This is a genomic window from Pseudotamlana agarivorans (genome assembly GCF_001642835.1).
In the GTDB taxonomy this organism is placed as follows: Bacteria; Bacteroidota; Bacteroidia; order Flavobacteriales; family Flavobacteriaceae; genus Pseudotamlana; species Pseudotamlana agarivorans.
The window spans coordinates 119,038-138,043 of record NZ_LXEI01000004.1 but is presented as its reverse complement, the minus strand read 5'-3'; the positions used below and the strand labels follow the sequence as shown (position 1 = coordinate 138,043).

At 36.8% G+C, this 19,006-nt stretch carries 16 protein-coding genes; 9 read left to right on the top strand and 7 right to left on the bottom strand.

All coding sequences use genetic code 11. From position 1 onward, the window contains the following. Nucleotides 1–9: 9 nt before the first annotated feature. Nucleotides 10–510: a TlpA family protein disulfide reductase gene (locus A6I66_RS07675; RefSeq protein WP_067147306.1), complete on the top strand. Its 501-nt coding sequence runs from the start codon at nt 10–12 to the stop codon at nt 508–510. A 9-nt stretch (nt 511–519) separates the two neighbouring features. On the opposite strand, the gene A6I66_RS07670 is transcribed toward A6I66_RS07675, so the two are convergent. The 5 genes from A6I66_RS07670 to A6I66_RS16475 form a co-directional block, all read right to left on the bottom strand. Continuing rightward, nucleotides 520–1,242, bottom strand: a complete 723-nt coding sequence (locus tag A6I66_RS07670) for an SDR family oxidoreductase (protein WP_067147304.1) — start codon at nt 1,240–1,242, stop codon at nt 520–522. A 174-nt stretch (nt 1,243–1,416) separates the two neighbouring features. Continuing rightward, on the bottom strand, nt 1,417–1,941 hold the full coding sequence (locus A6I66_RS07665) for a DUF4136 domain-containing protein (RefSeq protein ID WP_067147302.1): 525 nt from the start codon (nt 1,939–1,941) through the stop codon (nt 1,417–1,419). A gap of 169 nt (nt 1,942–2,110) precedes the next feature. Next, nucleotides 2,111–4,411 carry a PD40 domain-containing protein gene (locus A6I66_RS07660; protein ID WP_067147300.1) on the bottom strand — a complete coding sequence of 767 codons (2,301 nt, stop codon included), beginning with the start codon at nt 4,409–4,411 and terminating at the stop codon, nt 2,111–2,113. A gap of 279 nt (nt 4,412–4,690) precedes the next feature. Next, nucleotides 4,691–5,686: a GTPase ObgE gene (gene obgE / locus A6I66_RS07655; protein ID WP_067147298.1), complete on the bottom strand. Its 996-nt coding sequence runs from the start codon at nt 5,684–5,686 to the stop codon at nt 4,691–4,693. Between the two features lie 179 nt (nt 5,687–5,865). After that, nucleotides 5,866–6,975 carry an adenylate kinase gene (locus A6I66_RS16475; RefSeq protein WP_084399559.1) on the bottom strand — a complete coding sequence of 370 codons (1,110 nt, stop codon included), beginning with the start codon at nt 6,973–6,975 and terminating at the stop codon, nt 5,866–5,868. Between the two features lie 142 nt (nt 6,976–7,117). On the opposite strand from A6I66_RS16475, the gene A6I66_RS07645 reads away from it, so the two are divergent. From A6I66_RS07645 to A6I66_RS07630, 4 genes are all read left to right on the top strand, one after another. Further along, a complete protein-coding gene (locus A6I66_RS07645; RefSeq protein ID WP_067147295.1) occupies nt 7,118–8,272 on the top strand; it encodes a 5-(carboxyamino)imidazole ribonucleotide synthase in 1,155 nt (384 codons plus the stop codon). Nucleotides 8,273–8,274: 2 nt separating this feature from the next. Next, nucleotides 8,275–8,754 (top strand): 5-(carboxyamino)imidazole ribonucleotide mutase, encoded by a 480-nt coding sequence (gene purE, locus A6I66_RS07640; RefSeq protein WP_067147288.1) that lies wholly within the window; start codon nt 8,275–8,277, stop codon nt 8,752–8,754. A gap of 161 nt (nt 8,755–8,915) precedes the next feature. Then, a complete protein-coding gene (locus A6I66_RS07635; RefSeq protein WP_067147286.1) occupies nt 8,916–10,955 on the top strand; it encodes a M3 family metallopeptidase in 2,040 nt (679 codons plus the stop codon). A 47-nt stretch (nt 10,956–11,002) separates the two neighbouring features. Continuing rightward, complete coding sequence (locus A6I66_RS07630) at nt 11,003–11,554, top strand: sigma-70 family RNA polymerase sigma factor (protein ID WP_067147284.1); 552 nt, start codon at nt 11,003–11,005, stop codon at nt 11,552–11,554. Nucleotides 11,555–11,796: 242 nt separating this feature from the next. On the opposite strand, the gene A6I66_RS07620 is transcribed toward A6I66_RS07630, so the two are convergent. Beyond that, the gene (locus A6I66_RS07620; RefSeq protein WP_067147282.1) at nt 11,797–12,612 is read right to left on the bottom strand and encodes a UbiA prenyltransferase family protein; all 816 of its coding nucleotides are present in this window, start codon (nt 12,610–12,612) and stop codon (nt 11,797–11,799) included. Between the two features lie 120 nt (nt 12,613–12,732). Here A6I66_RS07620 and gcvP point away from each other — a divergent pair, with 120 nt between their 5' ends. The 4 genes from gcvP to A6I66_RS07600 all read left to right on the top strand — a co-directional run bounded on the left by gcvP (nt 12,733) and on the right by A6I66_RS07600 (nt 18,199). Next, nucleotides 12,733–15,582, top strand: a complete 2,850-nt coding sequence (gene gcvP, locus A6I66_RS07615) for an aminomethyl-transferring glycine dehydrogenase (protein WP_067147280.1) — start codon at nt 12,733–12,735, stop codon at nt 15,580–15,582. Nucleotides 15,583–15,686: 104 nt separating this feature from the next. Beyond that, the gene (locus A6I66_RS07610; RefSeq protein ID WP_067147278.1) at nt 15,687–16,745 is read left to right on the top strand and encodes a 3-oxoacyl-ACP synthase III family protein; all 1,059 of its coding nucleotides are present in this window, start codon (nt 15,687–15,689) and stop codon (nt 16,743–16,745) included. 60 nt (nt 16,746–16,805) lie between these two features. Continuing rightward, nucleotides 16,806–17,327, top strand: a complete 522-nt coding sequence (locus tag A6I66_RS07605) for a methyltransferase domain-containing protein (RefSeq protein WP_067147273.1) — start codon at nt 16,806–16,808, stop codon at nt 17,325–17,327. 23 nt (nt 17,328–17,350) lie between these two features. Further along, complete coding sequence (locus A6I66_RS07600; RefSeq protein WP_067147271.1) at nt 17,351–18,199, top strand: glycosyltransferase family 2 protein; 849 nt, start codon at nt 17,351–17,353, stop codon at nt 18,197–18,199. On the opposite strand, the gene A6I66_RS07595 is transcribed toward A6I66_RS07600, so the two are convergent. Continuing rightward, complete coding sequence (locus A6I66_RS07595) at nt 18,192–19,001, bottom strand: DNA/RNA non-specific endonuclease (RefSeq protein WP_067147269.1); 810 nt, start codon at nt 18,999–19,001, stop codon at nt 18,192–18,194. The genes A6I66_RS07600 and A6I66_RS07595 overlap by 8 nt on opposite strands. Between the last annotated feature and the right edge of the window lie 5 nt (nt 19,002–19,006).

Here is a 19,006-nt window from a genome sequence, read left to right as displayed (position 1 = left end):
CTTTTCAACATGAGAAAAATAGTGCTACTACTAACCTTAAGTTTAAGTTTTTACATCTCTAATGCTCAACACAAGCAATTATGGGCTAAATCTGTAATCAACCAAAAGGCGCCAAAATTAGTGGTGGAACAATGGATTTCAGAATCTCCAGAGGTTAAAGGCAAGTTTATGTTGATTGATTTTTGGGCGACTTGGTGTATGCCTTGCAGAAAAGTTATTCCTGAACTAAACGATTTTCAAGAGCAATTTAAAAAGGACTTAGTGGTTATTGGCTTAAGTGATGAGCCGGTTGAAAAAGTTAAAAACAATCCCGCCATTAACATCAAATATCATAGTGCGGTAGATACCAAACGACGCATGTATAACAAACTTGAAATTCAAGGAATACCACACTGTATTATAATAAACCCAGAAGGCATTGTGGTTTGGGAAGGTTGGCCTAGCTTACCAGGTCATGAACTAACTGAGGAGGTCATTTCAAATTTAATTACCGAACACAACCAAGGGTAATTCTTCATTTTATTTTGATGGCGGCATCGTAGGGCGCACTTCTACTTTACTAGGTAATGTACGTGGATTCATTTTTAGTAAATCGACTACCAACTCGCCAATATCTTCAATTTGAATTTTCCAATCGTCACTAGAATCAGGCTCATTTCCATTGAAATGCGTAGAAACCGATCCTGGCATAATGGTACTCACTTTCACACCATGTTGTCTTAAATCTAACATCACAGCTTGTGTAAATCCGGTTAAGCCAAACTTACTAGCATTGTAAGCCGCGCCTTTGGCAAAAAAGTTTGCCCCTGCCAAACTAGAAATTGAAATATAATAGCCTTTAGATTTTTTTAAGGCCTCAACGCTGGCTTTTATCGAATAAAAAGCGCCTGTTAAATTGGTATCAATAGTGTCCTGCCACTGTTCTAAAGTTAATTCCTCGATACTTGCAAAATGCCCTAAACCAGCGTTCGCAATCACAAAATCCAATTGTTTAAATTCACTTAATACTAAGCGTACAGCATTTTTCTGACTTTCATAATCGCGAACATCAGCTTTAACACCTATAGCCTTTGCTTTGCTTGTACTAGAATTTAATTGCTTGGCAACTTCTTCAGCGGCTTCAGCACTTCTGCTGGTTATAGCCACATGAATCCCTTCGTTTAACAACGCTTGAGCAATACCTAAACCTATACCTTTTGTACCTCCTGTAATTAAGGCTACTTTATCTTTTAATGTGTTCATGATGCGTTTAATTTTTATTGATTATTTATAATTTACTATAAAGCCTATTGCATAAAGCTTACAGTATTTACCTCCTCATTACACAAATTAAAATAATTATAGGTTATTTATTGATCGTCATCGCGTATTTGTTTTGCGCATATCGTATTCAACGTAAAACCAAAAGCATCAAGTCTATAATCCTTTGGGAGGATATTCAGCTAGTACTTTTTCAACGAGAGTCTTAAATAGAGCCTCCTTTTGTTCTGGGGTTTGATTGGCATTAAAACTAAAGGTACTTTTGGCTTGCCAGAAGAGTTGATTTTTACCATGATCTACAAAATCGATGGTAAGTTCGGCATTGGTTTGAGAAGATCCTATGGGTATTCCAACCGAGAGTCCGCCACCAACATGACCACCACCGCCTCCTAGTCCGACGCCAACACTACTATGTTGATTCGTCTGAAAAGCTTTCGATTTAATATCGATATAGAAATCTGGGGTTTCAGAAATTTTAAACCCTAGTGTTTGCATTTTTAAATCGATAGCGTCTAATAATCGCTTAGTATCGAAAGTACTCAAACCGGTGTCCATATCTGCAAAATACTGATAGGTTTTATAGGTTGAAAAATCGACATTTTTATCGTAATCGTATTGCACCTTTATGGGTGCGCATCCCACAAAAACGAATGTCACTAAAATGATTGAAAGCCACCGCATTTCTACTTGTTTTAGAGATAAAGTTAGTGAAATTATTTAAGCTCCTGTGATTTGCACTTCCTAAAAACTCTAATATAGGTACCAAAAAAGTAAAAAAGTTTAAATGAAAATTAAATGGGATTCTTTATTTTTCTATCGTTGGAACACCCTCTTTATTTTCAGCATAAAATTATTTTTCATGGAGCCAAATTGGAGCTCCGTCTTCCCATTTGTTATGGGTTAATCTTATTTTTTCACCATCTTCTAACCTAATTGCTGTGATTTCCCCATACATCTGAGGACTAAAAATATAGGGTTGAACAAGTGGCTGCTCGTCATTAATCCCGAATTCCTCTGTAGTATAAATAAGCCACTTTCCATCTGGAGAAAAGTGTGCATGAGCCTCTTGACCATTATAGGTAGTAAGTTGCTTTGGAATGCTCCATCCACCTTCAACCCGCTCTGTAATATAAAGATCCATAGTTTTGATAATGCCCTCTTTATCAACTCCATTTACATCGGAACAAAAAACAATTTTGTTTCCATCATAAGAAATGGCAGGGAAATTCTCCTTGTCAGGACTATTAGTAATATTGGTTATTTGACCATTTTCTTCTACATAAATATCCATATTACCTGATCTTCCGCTTCTGTAAACCATGACTTTATTGTCTTCTGAATAGTCTGCAAAACCCGTATTGCTTTCCAGATCAGTTATAGGCTTAATATCCTTATTCCCGAAATGATATCGGTATACGGCACCTTTGGCATCTGGATTTTGTCTAAAGCCTCCCACCGAAAACTGAAGGTATTGACCATCGGGAGTCATTTTAATGTCAATAATATTTGAAAACTGAGGATTTAAACTTTTATCAGGCTGAAATTCAAACAGATGCTCTATCTCATTTTTCGTATAATCAACGGCATAAAAATCGTTTACAGTGTTAAAAAAATCCTTGATAAATAGGCTTGAACATAATAGCACTAAAGCATATACGAAAAACTGAATCGAGTATGCTTTATATAAAGAAGCGATTGGTTTCTGTAATTGTCTTCTATTTTTGAAAAAGTAATAAAACATAATTCCAAGTGATAAAAGCACTAAAGCTATTATTAACATGATGGTCTTAATTTCATCTAAAGACTTCATCTGAGGAAATAATAAATAATATGTAACCCCTATTAAGAAAAGGCCAACTGACAGTGCGGTAAAAGAAAAAAGGAGGTATTTCCAAAAAGTTATTGTTTTTCTCTTTTTTACACTTTTAAAAACACCTACTACAAACCAAACTATGGCAAAAAATGGAATGAACAAAAAGACATATGAAATCGGGTTTATAACATCTTGAATACCATTAGCCCCAGAAATACTATATACAATCTTTCCATCAGGTGTTGGAGGTGCCGCAAACGAATGTCTAACACCATAAAGTAGAAGATTTTTATCTGGAAAATCAGTTATGATTTCAGGACTATTTTTAACCAATAGGTCTCCTGGAAAATCGCTCAAGTTAGTGGGTTCCGGATTTGGGGTTTTGCCACCGTGATACACCATGATTCCGGATTGGTGATAATCAACGTTCATCATATTCATTTCTTGAACTAAACTTGAATCTATGGCTTTGGTTTGTGGATTAAATTTGAGGATAGAATATCCGTTAGAACCTTCAACAAAACTGGTAAATAATATATCTCCATTTTTCTTCGTAAAAGGAGAAAGACACTTATATCCAATGGGACCAACCTTTACAGGATCTTCTCCAGAATGCTTTATTTTAAAGAGATCGTATGATTCATTATTATTTGCAGAATAAAATATGATTTCCAGGTCATCATTTGTCCAAACCGGACTACCATCCCAATTTTTTGAACGCGTCAAGCGCTTGGGGTTACTCCCATCTGAATTCATGGTATAAATATCTCCTGTTCTTTGTAATGCAAAAACAAAGCGCTTCATGGGTGTGGTAGGGTGAGCGCGGTCACTAGAAAAGGCTATCTTTTTTCCATCATTAGAAAAATTGGGTCTAAAATCGCCACCATCATTGTTGGTTAAGTTTACTGCCATATCAATATTTAGCGTTTCTAGTGGTGAAAAGGGCAGCTTATATATTTCCGCGTTTCCTTCATGGGTTGAAACAAAGGCAATCCATTTACCATCAGGAGAAAAGTCCACTTGGTCTTGCATTGAATGGCTACTCACTAAAAGTCTTGGAACAGAATCGTTTTGTGTACTTTTTATAAATAAGTGGGGCCGACCAAGACGTTCCGAAGTAAATACGATCCAACGGCCATCTGGAGAAATCTTAGCATCGTAGTCAAGACTTGAATCTTTAGTAAACTGGCCAAAAGTTTTACCTTCATCTTTGGATAAATATATATCCCAACCTTGTGGCCTAAAAGATGAATAGAAAATTTTTTCTTGCGATTGAGACAAGTTAAAACTGCCAAAAAACACACTTAATCCAAGTAATAATGCAAAAGTCCTATTCATAATTAAAGTTGCAAGCAGCAGTTTGGTTACAACTGGCCTCCAATCTAATTACCTAATTTACAAATAAAAACTGAATACAAACTCCACAAAGAAACTAGTAAGTAGACGACAATCAATAAATTACACTAAGCTTATATCCAAGATTAAAGATCAAACTAACCTCAAAAAGTAATAAAACAACTCAATTTTTTTACATGACGAATCATTCAAAAAACAAAACCACTTTTAAATAGGCAGCACGCTATGTACCAACTTCAAAAATGGCAGAATAGGCGCTCTTTAATTAAGCAACTTCCAAAGTACATCTTTAAGCTCGGTAATCCCTTGTTGGGCTACAGCAGAAATAAAATAATAAGGCACAGGTAATTCGTTATCTAATTCCGCTTTCATTTCAGCTTTAAGCTCGCTATCTAGCATATCGCTTTTAGAGATGGCAATGATGCGCTCTTTGTCTAACATTTCAGGATTATAGCGACGTAGTTCGTCTAACAAAATATCATACTGCTTTCTAATATCTTCAGCATCGGCTGGAATTAAAAACAGTAATATAGAATTTCGCTCAATATGACGTAAAAAATAATGTCCTAAACCCCGTCCTTCGGCTGCTCCTTCTATAATCCCAGGGATATCGGCCATAACAAAGGTTTGAAAATCACGATATTTAACAATACCCAAATTAGGTTTTAGGGTAGTAAACTCGTAATCGGCAATTTTAGGTTTTGCTGAAGTCACAACTGAAAGTAAAGTCGATTTTCCGGCATTAGGAAAACCTACTAAGCCCACATCGGCTAAAACTTTCAATTCCATGGTCACATACCTTTCTTCCATCGGTATGCCAGGTTGTGCGTAACGAGGCGTTTGATTGGTAGACGACTTAAAATGCCAGTTTCCTAAACCACCTTTTCCGCCTTCAGCCAAAATACGTTCTTCACCTTCTTTGGTAATTTCAAAAAGAATCTCATTCGTTTCAGTATCACGAATTACAGTTCCTAAAGGCACATCGATGTAAACATCTTCGCCATCACCCCCAAAACTTCTTCCACTACTACCGTGTTCACCATGACCAGCGCGAAAATGCTTTTTAAACTTTAAATGAAGTAGCGTCCATAAATTAGGATTCCCCCTAACAATAACATGGCCTCCACGACCTCCATCACCACCATCGGGACCACCTTTAGCAATATACTTTTCGCGATGTAAATGCGAAGAACCTTTACCGCCGTTTCCGGAAGACACATACATTTTTACGTAGTCTACAAAATTCCCTTCAGTCATGATATTAAGTTAAAGTTATGAGTTAAAAGTTAAAAGTTTATGTACTCTAACTTTTCTTTTTTCCGCGAAAGCGAAAGATTTTTATTTAAATATAAAACACAAAAACTATAACTTTAATCTCAAAGCTATAGTTTTTGGTTATGAGATTCCTTTCCGATAGCTATCGGATGATTAGGAATTTATAAATTGTCGATTGCAGCACTTAAACGTACCGTAATATCTTCGATACTACCAACACCATCAACACCAAAATATTTATCTTGAGCTGAATAGTAATCTTTTAAAATCGCTGTTTTATCGTAATACTCTTTTATTCTATTTCTAATGATAGATTCGTCCGCGTCATCGGCTCTTCCGCTCGTTTTTCCTCTTCCGATAAGACGCTTAACTAAAATTTCATCTTCAACTTCTAGAGCAATCATCGCATTAATTTGCGAATCTTTAGAATCCATTAAGTTATCTAGAGCCTCTGCTTGTGCATTAGTACGTGGAAATCCGTCGAAAATAAAACCATTAGCATCGGCATTTTTTTCAACTTCTGCGTTAAGCATATCAATAGTTACTTGGTCTGGAACCAACTCACCTTTATCGATGTATGATTTTGCTAACATCCCTAAAGCGGTTTCGTTTTTAATATTAAATCTAAAAACATCGCCTGTAGAAATGTGTACTAAATTATATTTTTCTTTTAAAAATTCTGCTTGCGTTCCTTTTCCGGCACCTGGAGGGCCAAATAACACTAAGTTTGTCATATGTTGAGTTTGTTTTATTTGATATACTTCTGGTAAATTTCTTCCTAAGCCATCGTAGTCTAAACCATAGCCTACAATAAATTTATTAGGAATTTCTATACCGACGTAATGCAATTTAAAATCCTTTTTATAAGCCTCAGGTTTGTAGAAAAGTGTGGCTATTTTTAAAGATTTTACATTTTCATTTTTAAAAATACGGTGAACCTCAGCTAGGGTGTTTCCGGTATCGATAATATCTTCAAGAATAACAACCGTACGCCCCGTTAAGTCTTGTGTTAAGCCTATTAAACGCTGAATGTCTTCGGTTGATTTCACCCCTTCATAAGACGCTAACTTAATAAAAGTCACCTCACAAGGGTTCGGATATTTCTTTACGAAATCACTAACCACCATAAATGAGCCATTTAAAATTCCAATAAAAACAGGAATTTCATCACCCACATCATCAGCAATTTCTTTAGCCAACCGTACCATGGCGTCATCAATTTGTTTGGCTGAAATAAAGGGCTTAAAAAACTTATCGTGTAGCTTTATCAAAACTTAAATATTTTTTTAAAGAGGCAAAGATAATCAATAGATTGAGCAATAACCATTTTTTGATTTAGGATTTTAGGAAGTATTTTAAGATTTAAACGTATTTTTGCCTATCCAAATTTTGATTTAGTAAAAAAACACATTAATGAATTATTTTTCATCAGACTTTAAACTTGGTATTTTAGGTGGCGGCCAACTTGGTAAAATGCTCCTTTACAACACACGCAAATTCGACATTTATACCGCCGTTTTAGACGCTAGTAACGAAGCGCCATGCAAGATTGCTTGCGATCAATTTCAGCTTGGCGATTTAATGGACTACGATGCGGTTTATAACTTCGGAAAGCAAGTGGATGTTTTAACTTTTGAAATTGAAAATATTAATGTAGATGCTCTTGAAGCTTTAGAAAAGGAAGGTGTAAAAGTTTATCCGAGTTCTAAAACCTTAAGAACTATACAAAACAAAGCCACACAAAAGTTATTTTATGTGGATCATGATTTACCAACGGCACCATTTACACGTTTTGCTTATACTTCTGAAATTAAAGAAGCTGTAAACAACGGTGGTTTAACCTTGCCTTTTGTTTGGAAATCGGCACAATTTGGATACGATGGTACGGGAGTGAAAATCGTAAAATCGGTTGACGACTTAACAGACTTGCCAAATGTAGAATGCATTGCTGAAACTTTAGTACCTTTTAAAAATGAATTATCGGTAATCGTTTCGCGAAGTGCTTCGGGTGAGATAAAAACCTATCCTGTTGTGGAGATGGAATTCCATCCTGAGGCCAACCAAGTCGAATATGTAATTTGTCCGGCAAGGATTCCAGACAAGATTGCTAAAAAAGCCGAAGATGTAGCTTTACGCACATCACAAGCTTTTAATCATGTTGGTTTATTGGCTGTAGAAATGTTTCAAACCCAAGACGACGAGATTTTAATTAATGAAGTGGCACCAAGACCTCACAATTCTGGTCACCAAACTATTGAGGCCAGTTACACTTCACAGTTCGAACAACATATTAGAGCTATTTTAGACTTACCTTTGGGACGTACCGATAACAAAGTTGGAGGTGTTATGGTAAACCTCGTAGGTGCTGAAGGGTATTCTGGAAATGTGGTTTATGAAAACATCGAAACCATTATGAAAATGGATGGTGTAACCCCACACATATACGGCAAAAAACAAACGCGACCTTTTAGAAAGATGGGGCACGTGACCATAGTGAACGAAGATTTAAATGAAGCGCGACGTGTTGCAGAACAAGTTAAAAATAGTATTAAAGTAATAAGCGAATAGATATGAGCAAAGTAGGCGTTATTATGGGAAGTAAAAGTGATCTTCCTGTTATGCAAGATGCAATAGACATCTTAAAAGGATTTGATATTGAAGTGGAAGTCGATATTGTTTCGGCACACCGTACCCCAGAAAAATTATTCGATTACGGTAAAAACGCTCATACTAGAGGGTTTTCAGTTATCGTGGCTGGAGCTGGAGGTGCTGCACACCTTCCGGGTATGATTGCTTCATTATCACCACTTCCAGTTATTGGTGTTCCTGTAAAAAGCAGCAACTCTATTGATGGTTGGGACTCTGTTTTATCTATTTTACAAATGCCAGGTGGTGTTCCTGTGGCTACAGTAGCCCTTAACGGCGCTAAAAACGCAGGCATCCTAGCTGCTCAAATTATTGGTGCCAGCGATAAATGTGTGCTCGATAAAATTGTCATGTACAAAGAAGGCCTTAAAGTAAAGGTCCATGAATCTGCAAAAGACTTATAAATATCTGTTAATGAAAAAAGCCCCGAAAATTAATTCAGGGCTTTTCAGCTATTAACAAATAATTCTATTGAGTTAGTCACTCTGCAATTATGACTTCAAAAATACGAAAATTTTATTATGCACACATAGCAAAATAAATATTTAACACTTAAATTAAAAAAATGCTAAACAAATCATTAATAACTCCGTATAACACTAATTATAACACCGCTCCTTTCTCAAAAATAAAAAACGAAGATTTCCTTCCTGCGTTCAAAGAAGCCATTAAAAGTGCTAAAAGAGAGATTGATAGCATTGCCAACAGCAGCGAGGCACCTACTTTTGAAAACACGATTGAAGCCTTAGACTTTTCGGGAGAAACTTTAGACCGTTTATCGAGTATCTTTTTTAATTTAAATTCGGCTGAAACGAATGAAACCATTCAGAAAATAGCTCAAGAAGTATCACCATTACTTTCGGAATTCAGTAATGATATTACATTAAACGAAGCCTTATTTAAACGTGTTAAAGCCGTTTATGAAGCTAAAGATGACTTAAAACTTACCGTAGAACAACACACGCTTTTAGATAAAAAATACAAAGGTTTTTCCAGAAATGGGGCTAACCTTGCGGAAGATAAGAAGCAACAACTTCGTGACATCGACAAAAAATTAAGCGCTTTAAAACTTAAATTTGGAGAAAATGTACTGGCTGAAACCAATAAGTTTGAAATGCTTATTACCGATGAAGCCGATTTATCCGGATTACCAGAAGGTACGGTTGAAGCTGCAAAACAACTCGCAGAATCGAAAGATAAAGAGGGCTGGATGTTTACCTTAGATTATCCGAGTTACATTCCCTTCCTTACCTATGCCGACAACCGCGAGTTAAGAAAAAAATTAGCCCTTGAGGCCGGAGCCAAAGCCTTTAAGGGTGATGCCTTAGACAACCAGGACAACGTGCTTCAAATTGTAAAATTACGTCATCAGCGCGCCAAGCTTTTAGGTTATGAAACTCACGCGGATTTTGTACTGGAAGAACGCATGGCAGAAACACCTGAAACCGTAAAAACCTTTTTGAATGAGCTTTTAGAAAAAGCGAAGCCTGCGGCGGAAAAAGAATTTAAAAACCTTGAAAATTTTGCTAAAGATTTAGATAACATCGATCATTTAGAAAAATGGGATGGGGCTTATTATTCTGAAAAACTGAAGCAAAAATTATTCAGTTTGGATGATGAATTACTTAAACCTTACTTCAAACTAGAAAACGTTATCAACGGCGCCTTTACGATTGCTAACAAATTATTCGATCTTAATTTTGAAGAAATTCAAGATATCGACAAATATCACAACGATGTGTTAACTTATAAGGTTACCGATATAAACGGTAACTTAGTGTCTATTTTTTACGCCGATTTTTTCCCAAGACCAGGAAAACGTAATGGCGCTTGGATGACATCCTTTAAACCTCAGTATATCAAAGATGGCGAAAATAGCAGACCGCACATTTCTATAGTTTGCAATTTCACCAAACCTACAAAAAGCAAACCATCGCTTTTAACCTTTAACGAAGTTACCACATTGTTTCACGAGTTTGGTCATGCTCTTCACGGCATGCTTGCCAATACCACTTACCCGAGTATTTCTGGAACCAGCGTGTATTGGGATTTTGTTGAACTTCCGAGTCAGGTTTTAGAAAACTGGTGTTATGAAAAAGAGGCCTTGGAATTATTCGCGACACACTATGAGACTGGTGAAGTAATCCCGATGGATTTGATTGAAAAAATTAAAGCTTCAGCTGCTTTTCACGAAGGCATGCAAACCTTACGTCAGTTAAGTTTTGGCTTATTAGACATGAGCTGGCATGGCATTGACCCGTCAGGTATTACCAATGTGAAAGCTCACGAGAAAGAAGCCTTTAAAAACACAACCCTTTACCCTGAAGTGGAAGAAAACTGTATGAGTACGGCTTTTTCACACATTTTTCAAGGTGGATATTCTTCGGGATATTACAGCTATAAATGGGCCGAGGTTTTAGATGCTGATGCTTTCGAATATTTTAAAGAAACTGGGATTTTCAATAAAACTGTGGCTAAAAAATTCCAAGATAATGTATTGTCTCAAGGTGGCACCGAAAACCCAATGGTGCTTTACAAACGTTTTAGAGGTCAAGAACCAAAACCGGAAGCTTTGTTGCGAAGAGCTGGGTTAATTACTAATTAGAAATCCATTTTTTTCTCTTACTTTTGAGTCAATAAAACTGTTCAACAATGCCTGATCATCAAATTAACCCCAATAAGTGGATCGATTTATATTCCGATTACTTATTCAATTACACCATTTCGCGTGTAAGTGATAGGGATATGGCTCAAGATTTGGTTCAGGATACCTTTTTGGCGGCTTTAAAAGCCATGAAAAACTTTAAAGGAGAAGCTAGTGAGCGTACTTGGCTCATCTCCATTTTAAAGCGAAAAATTATAGATCATTACCGTAAAATAAATTCGAATAAAGGCAAAGCTGAAGTACGAATGCATTACAAAGATGCTGATGGTGACGGCGACTGGCTAGAAGAACGTGTGGCCGATCCTTTCGATAAAACAGCAGAAGATGCTCTGGAAAATTCAGAGCTCGGGGATGCCATACACAACTGTTTAAGTAAGCTACCTAAAAAACAAGCCGACGTTTTTAAAATGAAAACGATTTTAAACTACGAAACAGAAACTATCTGTAATGAACTGAATATTACAGCGTCTAACCTATGGGTTATCATTCATAGAGCACGAACCGCTATGGCAGATTGTTTAAAAGAAAATTGGTTATAATGATGAGTAAGATAAAGGTTTTTGCGCCTTGCGAAGAAGTGTGTCTAATATGTGACAAAGTCCAATATAAGGAGGCAACCCTATGGGATAAACTTAAACTTAATCTACATATAGCCTACTGTAAAACATGCAGAAGTCACGCAAAAACCAACTCGAAACTCACGAAGTTTATCAAAAGATCGAAGGTGAAATGCTTGGACCATGATTGTAAGGAATCCATGCGAAAAACCATAGATATCGCTTTAAAAGACCAGCAACAGCAACAACCATAAAATAGGTAAGGCTTCTACCCAAAAAGCCGAATAATACCTTCCTTGATTTAACTCCGCCTTCCAGACAAAACCAACTGTTACTAAAGCTACAACACCTAAAACTATTAGTTTAGAATATTCTAAATCTACTTTTAAACATTCCAACAGCACGATAAAAACCAAAAGAAAGAGCCCAAGTTGCTTCGTTTTTTTTACTCCTATTTTCTGAGGAATGGTTTGTAACCCCTTAGGATCATACCTTAAATCGCGAATTTCAAACGGCAACATAAGCACTAAAACATAGGCAAACCTCTGAATCCCCATGATTCCGACATTGGTGGTCATCTCAAAACCTGTATCTATAACAGGCAAAAACACCGTAACTCCCATCCAAACCAAAGCGATAACATATACCTTTACCCCTTCAACATGTCTTAAACTTTTGGTCTTATCCTTCAAAAAAGGGATGGCATACAAGAAAGTTAACACCGCAAAAACACCTACAATAACTAAAGTTTCAACCTGCAACTGAACGCCGTAAAAGCACAATAATAAAAAACTACAAAAAGAGAAAATCTGTATCATTTTAAGCCACTTTGCTAAGCGTTGGTAGTGAAACTTTGCTACGCCAAAAAATTTAACAAAATTATAACCCGAAATGGTAGCAAAAAAAACGAAGCAAAAGATTACGTTATCGGCCTCTAACCCCAACTCCACCGTAGTTACTCCCACAAGAGCACACACTGCTAAAGCCACGTGAATACTACTATTAACATAAAACTCGAGAAGTTTCTTTGATAAATTCATAACACAAATGTAACTAATGCGATGTTAAGGAATTCTTTTGGTTGAAAACTTTCTATTTTTCGCAATAAAACACAACAAATATTCAGTATTTTTGCGAATTATTTATTCAAATATACTTTTATGAATACAAACGCGTTTGCTTTGCGTCATATTGGCCCTAACCAGGAGGACCAAAATTTAATGTTACAAACCTTAGGTGTAGATTCGTTAGATCAGTTAATCTACGAAACCATTCCTGATGATATTCGTTTAAAAAAACCGCTTAATTTAGACGAGCCTATGACTGAATATGAGTACTTACTTCATATTCATAAATTGTCTCTAAAAAATAAAGTTTATAAAACTTATATTGGTTTAGGATACCACCCAACGGTTTTACCTGCAGTTATTCAACGTAATGTTTTAGAAAACCCTGGTTGGTACACAGCTTATACACCTTACCAAGCTGAAATTGCTCAAGGTCGTTTAGAAGCCTTACTAAATTTCCAAACGATGGTTATTGATTTAACTGGAATGGAAATTGCCAATGCATCACTACTTGACGAAAGTACTGCTGCTGCTGAAGCCATGAGTTTATTATTTGCTGTGCGTGAACGCGATCAGAAAAAAGCAGGCGTTAATAAATTTTTCGTTTCAGAAAACATTTTACCTCAAACTTTATCGGTACTTCAAACCAGAGCCACGCCAATTGGTATTGAACTAGTGGTTGGTAACGAAGAAGATTTCAACTTTTCTTCAGAATTTTTCGGAGCTATTTTACAATACCCAGGAAAAGAAGGTCAAATTACCGATATTAAATCATTTATAGAACAAGCCAACGAAGCTAGAATAAAAGTAGCTGTGGCTGCCGATATTTTAAGCTTGGTAAAATTAGAAGCGCCAGGTAAATTTGGTGCCGATGTGGTGGTTGGAACCACACAACGTTTCGGAATCCCGATGGGTTATGGTGGTCCACACGCTGCCTATTTTGCTACTAAAGAAGCTTACAAACGTGATTTACCAGGACGTATTATTGGAGTTACCAAAGATACCAACGGAAACCGTGCACTTCGTATGGCTTTACAAACCAGAGAACAGCATATTAAACGTGATAAAGCCACATCTAACATCTGTACAGCTCAAGTTTTATTAGCTGTTATGGCTAGTATGTATGCCGTATATCACGGACCAAAAGGCTTAAAGTTTATTGCCAACCGTGTGCACAATAAAGCGGTTACGCTTGCCAATGCATTGGAAAAATTAGGATATGAACAAGTTAACAGCTCGTTTTTTGATACCATCCTTATTAAAGCCAACGCTAAAAAGATTGAGAAAATAGCCAATGGTAAAAAAGTAAACTTCTACTACCCAAACAAAAACACGGTAGCCATTTCCATTAATGAAACGACTTTAATTCCAGATTTAAACGTTCTAATTTCGGTTTTTGCTAAAGCTGCAAATAAAAAGAGCATTGTTATTTCTGAAGTTGAACAACATAATAACATTGCAGCGGATTTACAACGTGAGTCAGATTTCCTTACCGAGCCTGTTTTCAACAGCTATCATTCTGAAACCGAATTAATGCGTTACATCAAAATGCTAGAGCGTAAAGATTTATCTTTAAATCATTCTATGATTTCTCTAGGATCTTGTACTATGAAGTTAAATGCGGCTTCAGAAATGTTGCCTTTAAGTTCGGTGAACTGGGGAACCATTCATCCTTTTGCGCCTTTAAAACAAGCTAAAGGCTATTTAAAAGTGCTTAAAGCTTTAGAAGATCAACTTACCGAAATTACAGGATTTGCTGCAACATCATTACAACCAAATTCTGGTGCTCAAGGTGAGTTTGCCGGACTTATGGTTATTAAGGCTTATCATGAATCTCGTGGTGATCATCATAGAAATATTTGTTTAATTCCATCGTCTGCTCACGGTACGAACCCTGCCAGTGCGGTTATGGCTGGTATGAAAGTGGTGGTAACCAAATCGACCGAAGAAGGTAATATCGATGTAGAAGACTTACGTGAAAAGGCAGAACTACACGCCGATAACTTATCGTGTTTAATGGTAACTTACCCTTCAACACACGGCGTTTACGAATCTGCGATTAAAGAAATCACCAAAATTATTCATGATAATGGCGGACAAGTTTACATGGACGGTGCGAACATGAACGCCCAAGTAGGTTTAACAAACCCAGGAAATATTGGAGCCGATGTTTGTCATTTAAATCTTCATAAAACCTTTGCGATTCCTCATGGTGGTGGAGGTCCAGGTGTTGGCCCAATTTGTGTTGCCGAACAACTAGTACCATTTTTACCTGGAAACCCAATTGTGAAAACAGGAGGTAAAGATGCCATTACTGGAATTTCAGCGGCGCCTTTTGGATCTGCTTTAGTTTGTTTGATTTCTTATGGTTATATTAAAATGTTAGGTGCTGAAGGTTTAACCGAATCTACCAAAGTAGCCATCTTAAATGCTAATTACATCAAACAACGCCTTCAAGGTAGTTTTGACACTTTATATTCTGGTGAACGTGGTAGAGCGGCTCACGAAATGATTGTAGACTGTCGTCCGTTTAAAGCTAACGGTATTGAAGTAACCGACATCGCAAAACGTTTAATTGATTACGGTTTCCATTCACCTACCCTATCATTCCCAGTGGCTGGTACTTTAATGATCGAGCCTACCGAAAGTGAAAGTAAAGCTGAAATAGATCGTTTCTGTGACGCTTTAATTGCTATAAAAAGTGAAATTGATAATGCCTCTAAAGATGAGACTAACAACGTTTTAAAGAATGCACCTCACACTTTAGCCATGCTTACTAGCGAAACTTGGGATTTCCCATACTCGCGTGAGCAAGCCGCTTTTCCTTTAGATTATGTAAAAGAAAACAAATTTTGGCCAAGTGTTAGACGTGTTGATGATGCATACGGTGATCGAAACCTAATTTGCTCTTGCGCACCGATTGAAGATTATATTGAAGCTTAAAAGCACGGTTGAACATCGTAAATTTTAATAAAATAGAAACCATCACGATTTAAAAACTCATATATTGCTTGATACTAATTTTAATCAGGCAATTTTCCTTTTTTATGACTATAAAAATAACAGGAACAGGAAGCTATATTCCTGCCGATATTGAAAGAAACGAAGACTTTCATAATCATGAGTTTTTAAATAGTGATGGTTCTACAATAAACGCCCCGAGCGAGGTTATCGTTAAAAAATTTAAGGCCATTACTGGCATTAAAGAAAGGCGTTATGCAAAACCACATTTAACTACCTCGGATATCGCAACTTTTGCTGCGGAGAAAGCCCTTCAAAAAGCAGATATTTCTGGAGAAGCCTTAGATTATATTATCGTTGCCCATAATTATGGGGATATCAAACACGATAGCATTCAAAGTGATACAGTTCCTAGTATTGCCTCCCGTGTTAAACATCTTTTACGTATTGAAAACCCTAAGTGTGTAGCTTACGATTTACTTTTTGGCTGCCCAGGATGGATTCAAGGCGTTATTCAAGCCGAAGCATTTATCAAATCGGGTATTGCAAAAAAATGCCTAGTTATTGGTGCCGAAACCTTATCGCGGATCTTAGATCCTTCCGACAGAGACTCTATGATTTACAGCGATGGTGCTGGTGCCGTAATTTTAGAAGCCACCGAGCAATCAGGCGGTATTTTAGCCCATGAAGCGGCAACATTTTCTTTGGAAGAAGCCCACTTCATTTTCTTTGGAGAAACCTATAACCCAAAGGTAGATGACAACCGTTGCTATATTAAAATGCACGGACGTAAAATTTACGAATTTGCCTTAACCAACGTACCTTTAGCCATGAAGTCTTGCTTGGACAAAAGTGGTGTTGATATTTCTAAAATCAAAAAAATACTCATCCATCAAGCCAACGAAAAAATGGACGAAGCCATTGTAAAACGTTTTTATGAGCTTTACAATATGGACATGCCTGACGGCATCATGCCTATGAGTATTGGAAAATTAGGAAATTCTAGTGTGGCCACGGTTCCTACTTTATACGATTTGATTCTTAACGAAAAAATGGAAGGACAAGCCATTAATCAAGGTGATATTATTATGTTTGCAAGCGTAGGTGCTGGCATGAACATTAATGCTATTGTTTACGAAGTATAAAGTGTTGAGCCCTTATTTGAGATTTCCATGGTCATGGCAATGAAGTAATAAAACAGATTGATGTACGAAAAAACATTTCCAAATAAACGTTTTAAGCATACCATTAATTTTTTAGAAAAACACATCCCAACCTCAAAATCCATCTTAGATTTAGGCGTTGTAAATCCGTTTTCTGAAATTATGACACAACATGGTTATGCTGTCGAAAACACCCAGGGTGAAGATTTAGATCATGACACACAAAACATTACAAATTCGAAAGCCGAGGTGGTAACGGCCTTCGAGATTTTCGAACACCTACTCTCCCCTTTTACCGTCCTTCAATCAATTAAAGCCGATAAATTAGTGGCTAGTGTACCGCTGAAACTTTGGTTTTCTTCCGCTTATAGAAGTAAAACCGATATGTTGGACCGACACTATCATGAGTTTGAAGATTGGCAATTCGATTGGCTATTAGAAAAAGCAGGCTGGAAGATTATCGACCGTCAAAAATGGACAAACCCTACTAAAAAATTAGGGATTCGTCCTATTTTAAGATGGTTTACCCCCAGATATTACATCGTTTATGCCGAAAGGGTTTAACTTTACGCCAAAACCTTTCTACTTTGAATTTTTATATTGTCATTCCTGCACATAACGAAGAAACCTCGATAGGACAAACCTTAGAGTCGTTAGTCAATCAAAGTCTGTTGCCTAAACGTGTGGTGGTGGTGAATGATAATTCAACCGACGATACTCAAAAAATTGTTAGCGCTTTCGCGGAAAAGTACCCGTTCATATCCTTAGTTAATTCCATATCATCCAACAAACATTTACCAGGTTCAAAAATCATTAATGCCTTTTATAAAGGATTTGAAACTTTAGATGATGATTACGATGTGATTTGTAAGTTTGATGCCGATTTGATTTTCCCTGAAAACTATTTAGCGCAACTCGCCAATCATTTTGAAGCCAATAACAACTTAGGCATGGCTTCAGGGTTTTGCTATATTGAAAAAAATGGCGGTTGGATTCTTGAAAACCTAACCCGAAAAGATCATATTCGCGGTGCACTAAAAGCCTATCGCAAAAAGTGTTTCATCGAAATCGGACAACTTAAACCTTCTATGGGTTGGGATACCGTTGATGAGTTGTTGGCTAAATATTACGGTTGGACCATTTTAACTGACGAAACTCTTCATGTGAAACATTTAAAACCCACAGGTATCAGTTACAATAAAGCTTCAAAGTATTTACAAGGTGAAGCCATGTACAAAATGCGTTATGGTTTTATGATCACGCTAATTTCGGCAGCAAAACTCGCTTATAAAAAACAGAGTATGTCTTTATTTAAAGATTATATGACTGGTTATTTCAAGGCAAAAAAGAAACAAGTGGATTTTCTAGTCAATGAAAAAGAAGGCCAGTTTATTAGAAACCTCCGTTGGAAAGGCATGCGCTCCAAACTTAGTTAAAACTCCAGGCTTTATAACTGCTTGAAGCCTCTAGTTTATTCTCTAACTCATCATCTAATTGTGGGAAGAAATCAATCCCTGTTAACCGCTCGATAGAATCTACAGGCACTACAAAATGGTATAAAGGTTTGCTAGAATTTTCATGAGGCATAAGAAAGCCTATCATTTTTGTTGGGCCCGAATTGGTATCTATGAGCACTTTGTAAAAGGCATTAGGCACGGCAACCTTTTCGGTTCCAATGGTTTTCATATCCCCTTTAAGTATGCCTCCAGTAACCACAAAAACGCCGTCGTATTTTGCAGCCCAATAACGCACCTTTTGTTCCAAGGTATTCCAAATTCCAGCATTAAAATTGTGCTCTTGCGGACTAATATTACTGGTTAAAAAAGTTTCATCGTGCGCTTCTTTGCTGTATTTTCTATCACCCGCCGGACATAGGTGTCCGCGATCATAACCCGAATTTTTATAATTACGCCAATGGGCAGCTCCGGTTTTTACAGCAGGGTCAATTTCAAAATAAGGGCGTTTAAAATTACTATTTGAAAGATCCGATTTTTTCAATTCATAAGCCACCCATTCCGCTTGTTCGTCTTTTTCACTGTAAGACAAGGAATAACCGTTATGATGAATAACTTGTCCTGTAGTACTTGTAGGCAAGAAAAATTCGTTGGTTTGTGTTTTAGGCTTGCCGCCTTCAGCAACTATATCGGCTTGAACTTTTGTGTCTAAAAAATGATCATAACCATAAACCGCTATCATAATGATAGCGGCTAAAATGGCGTATATACTACGTTTATTCATCTATT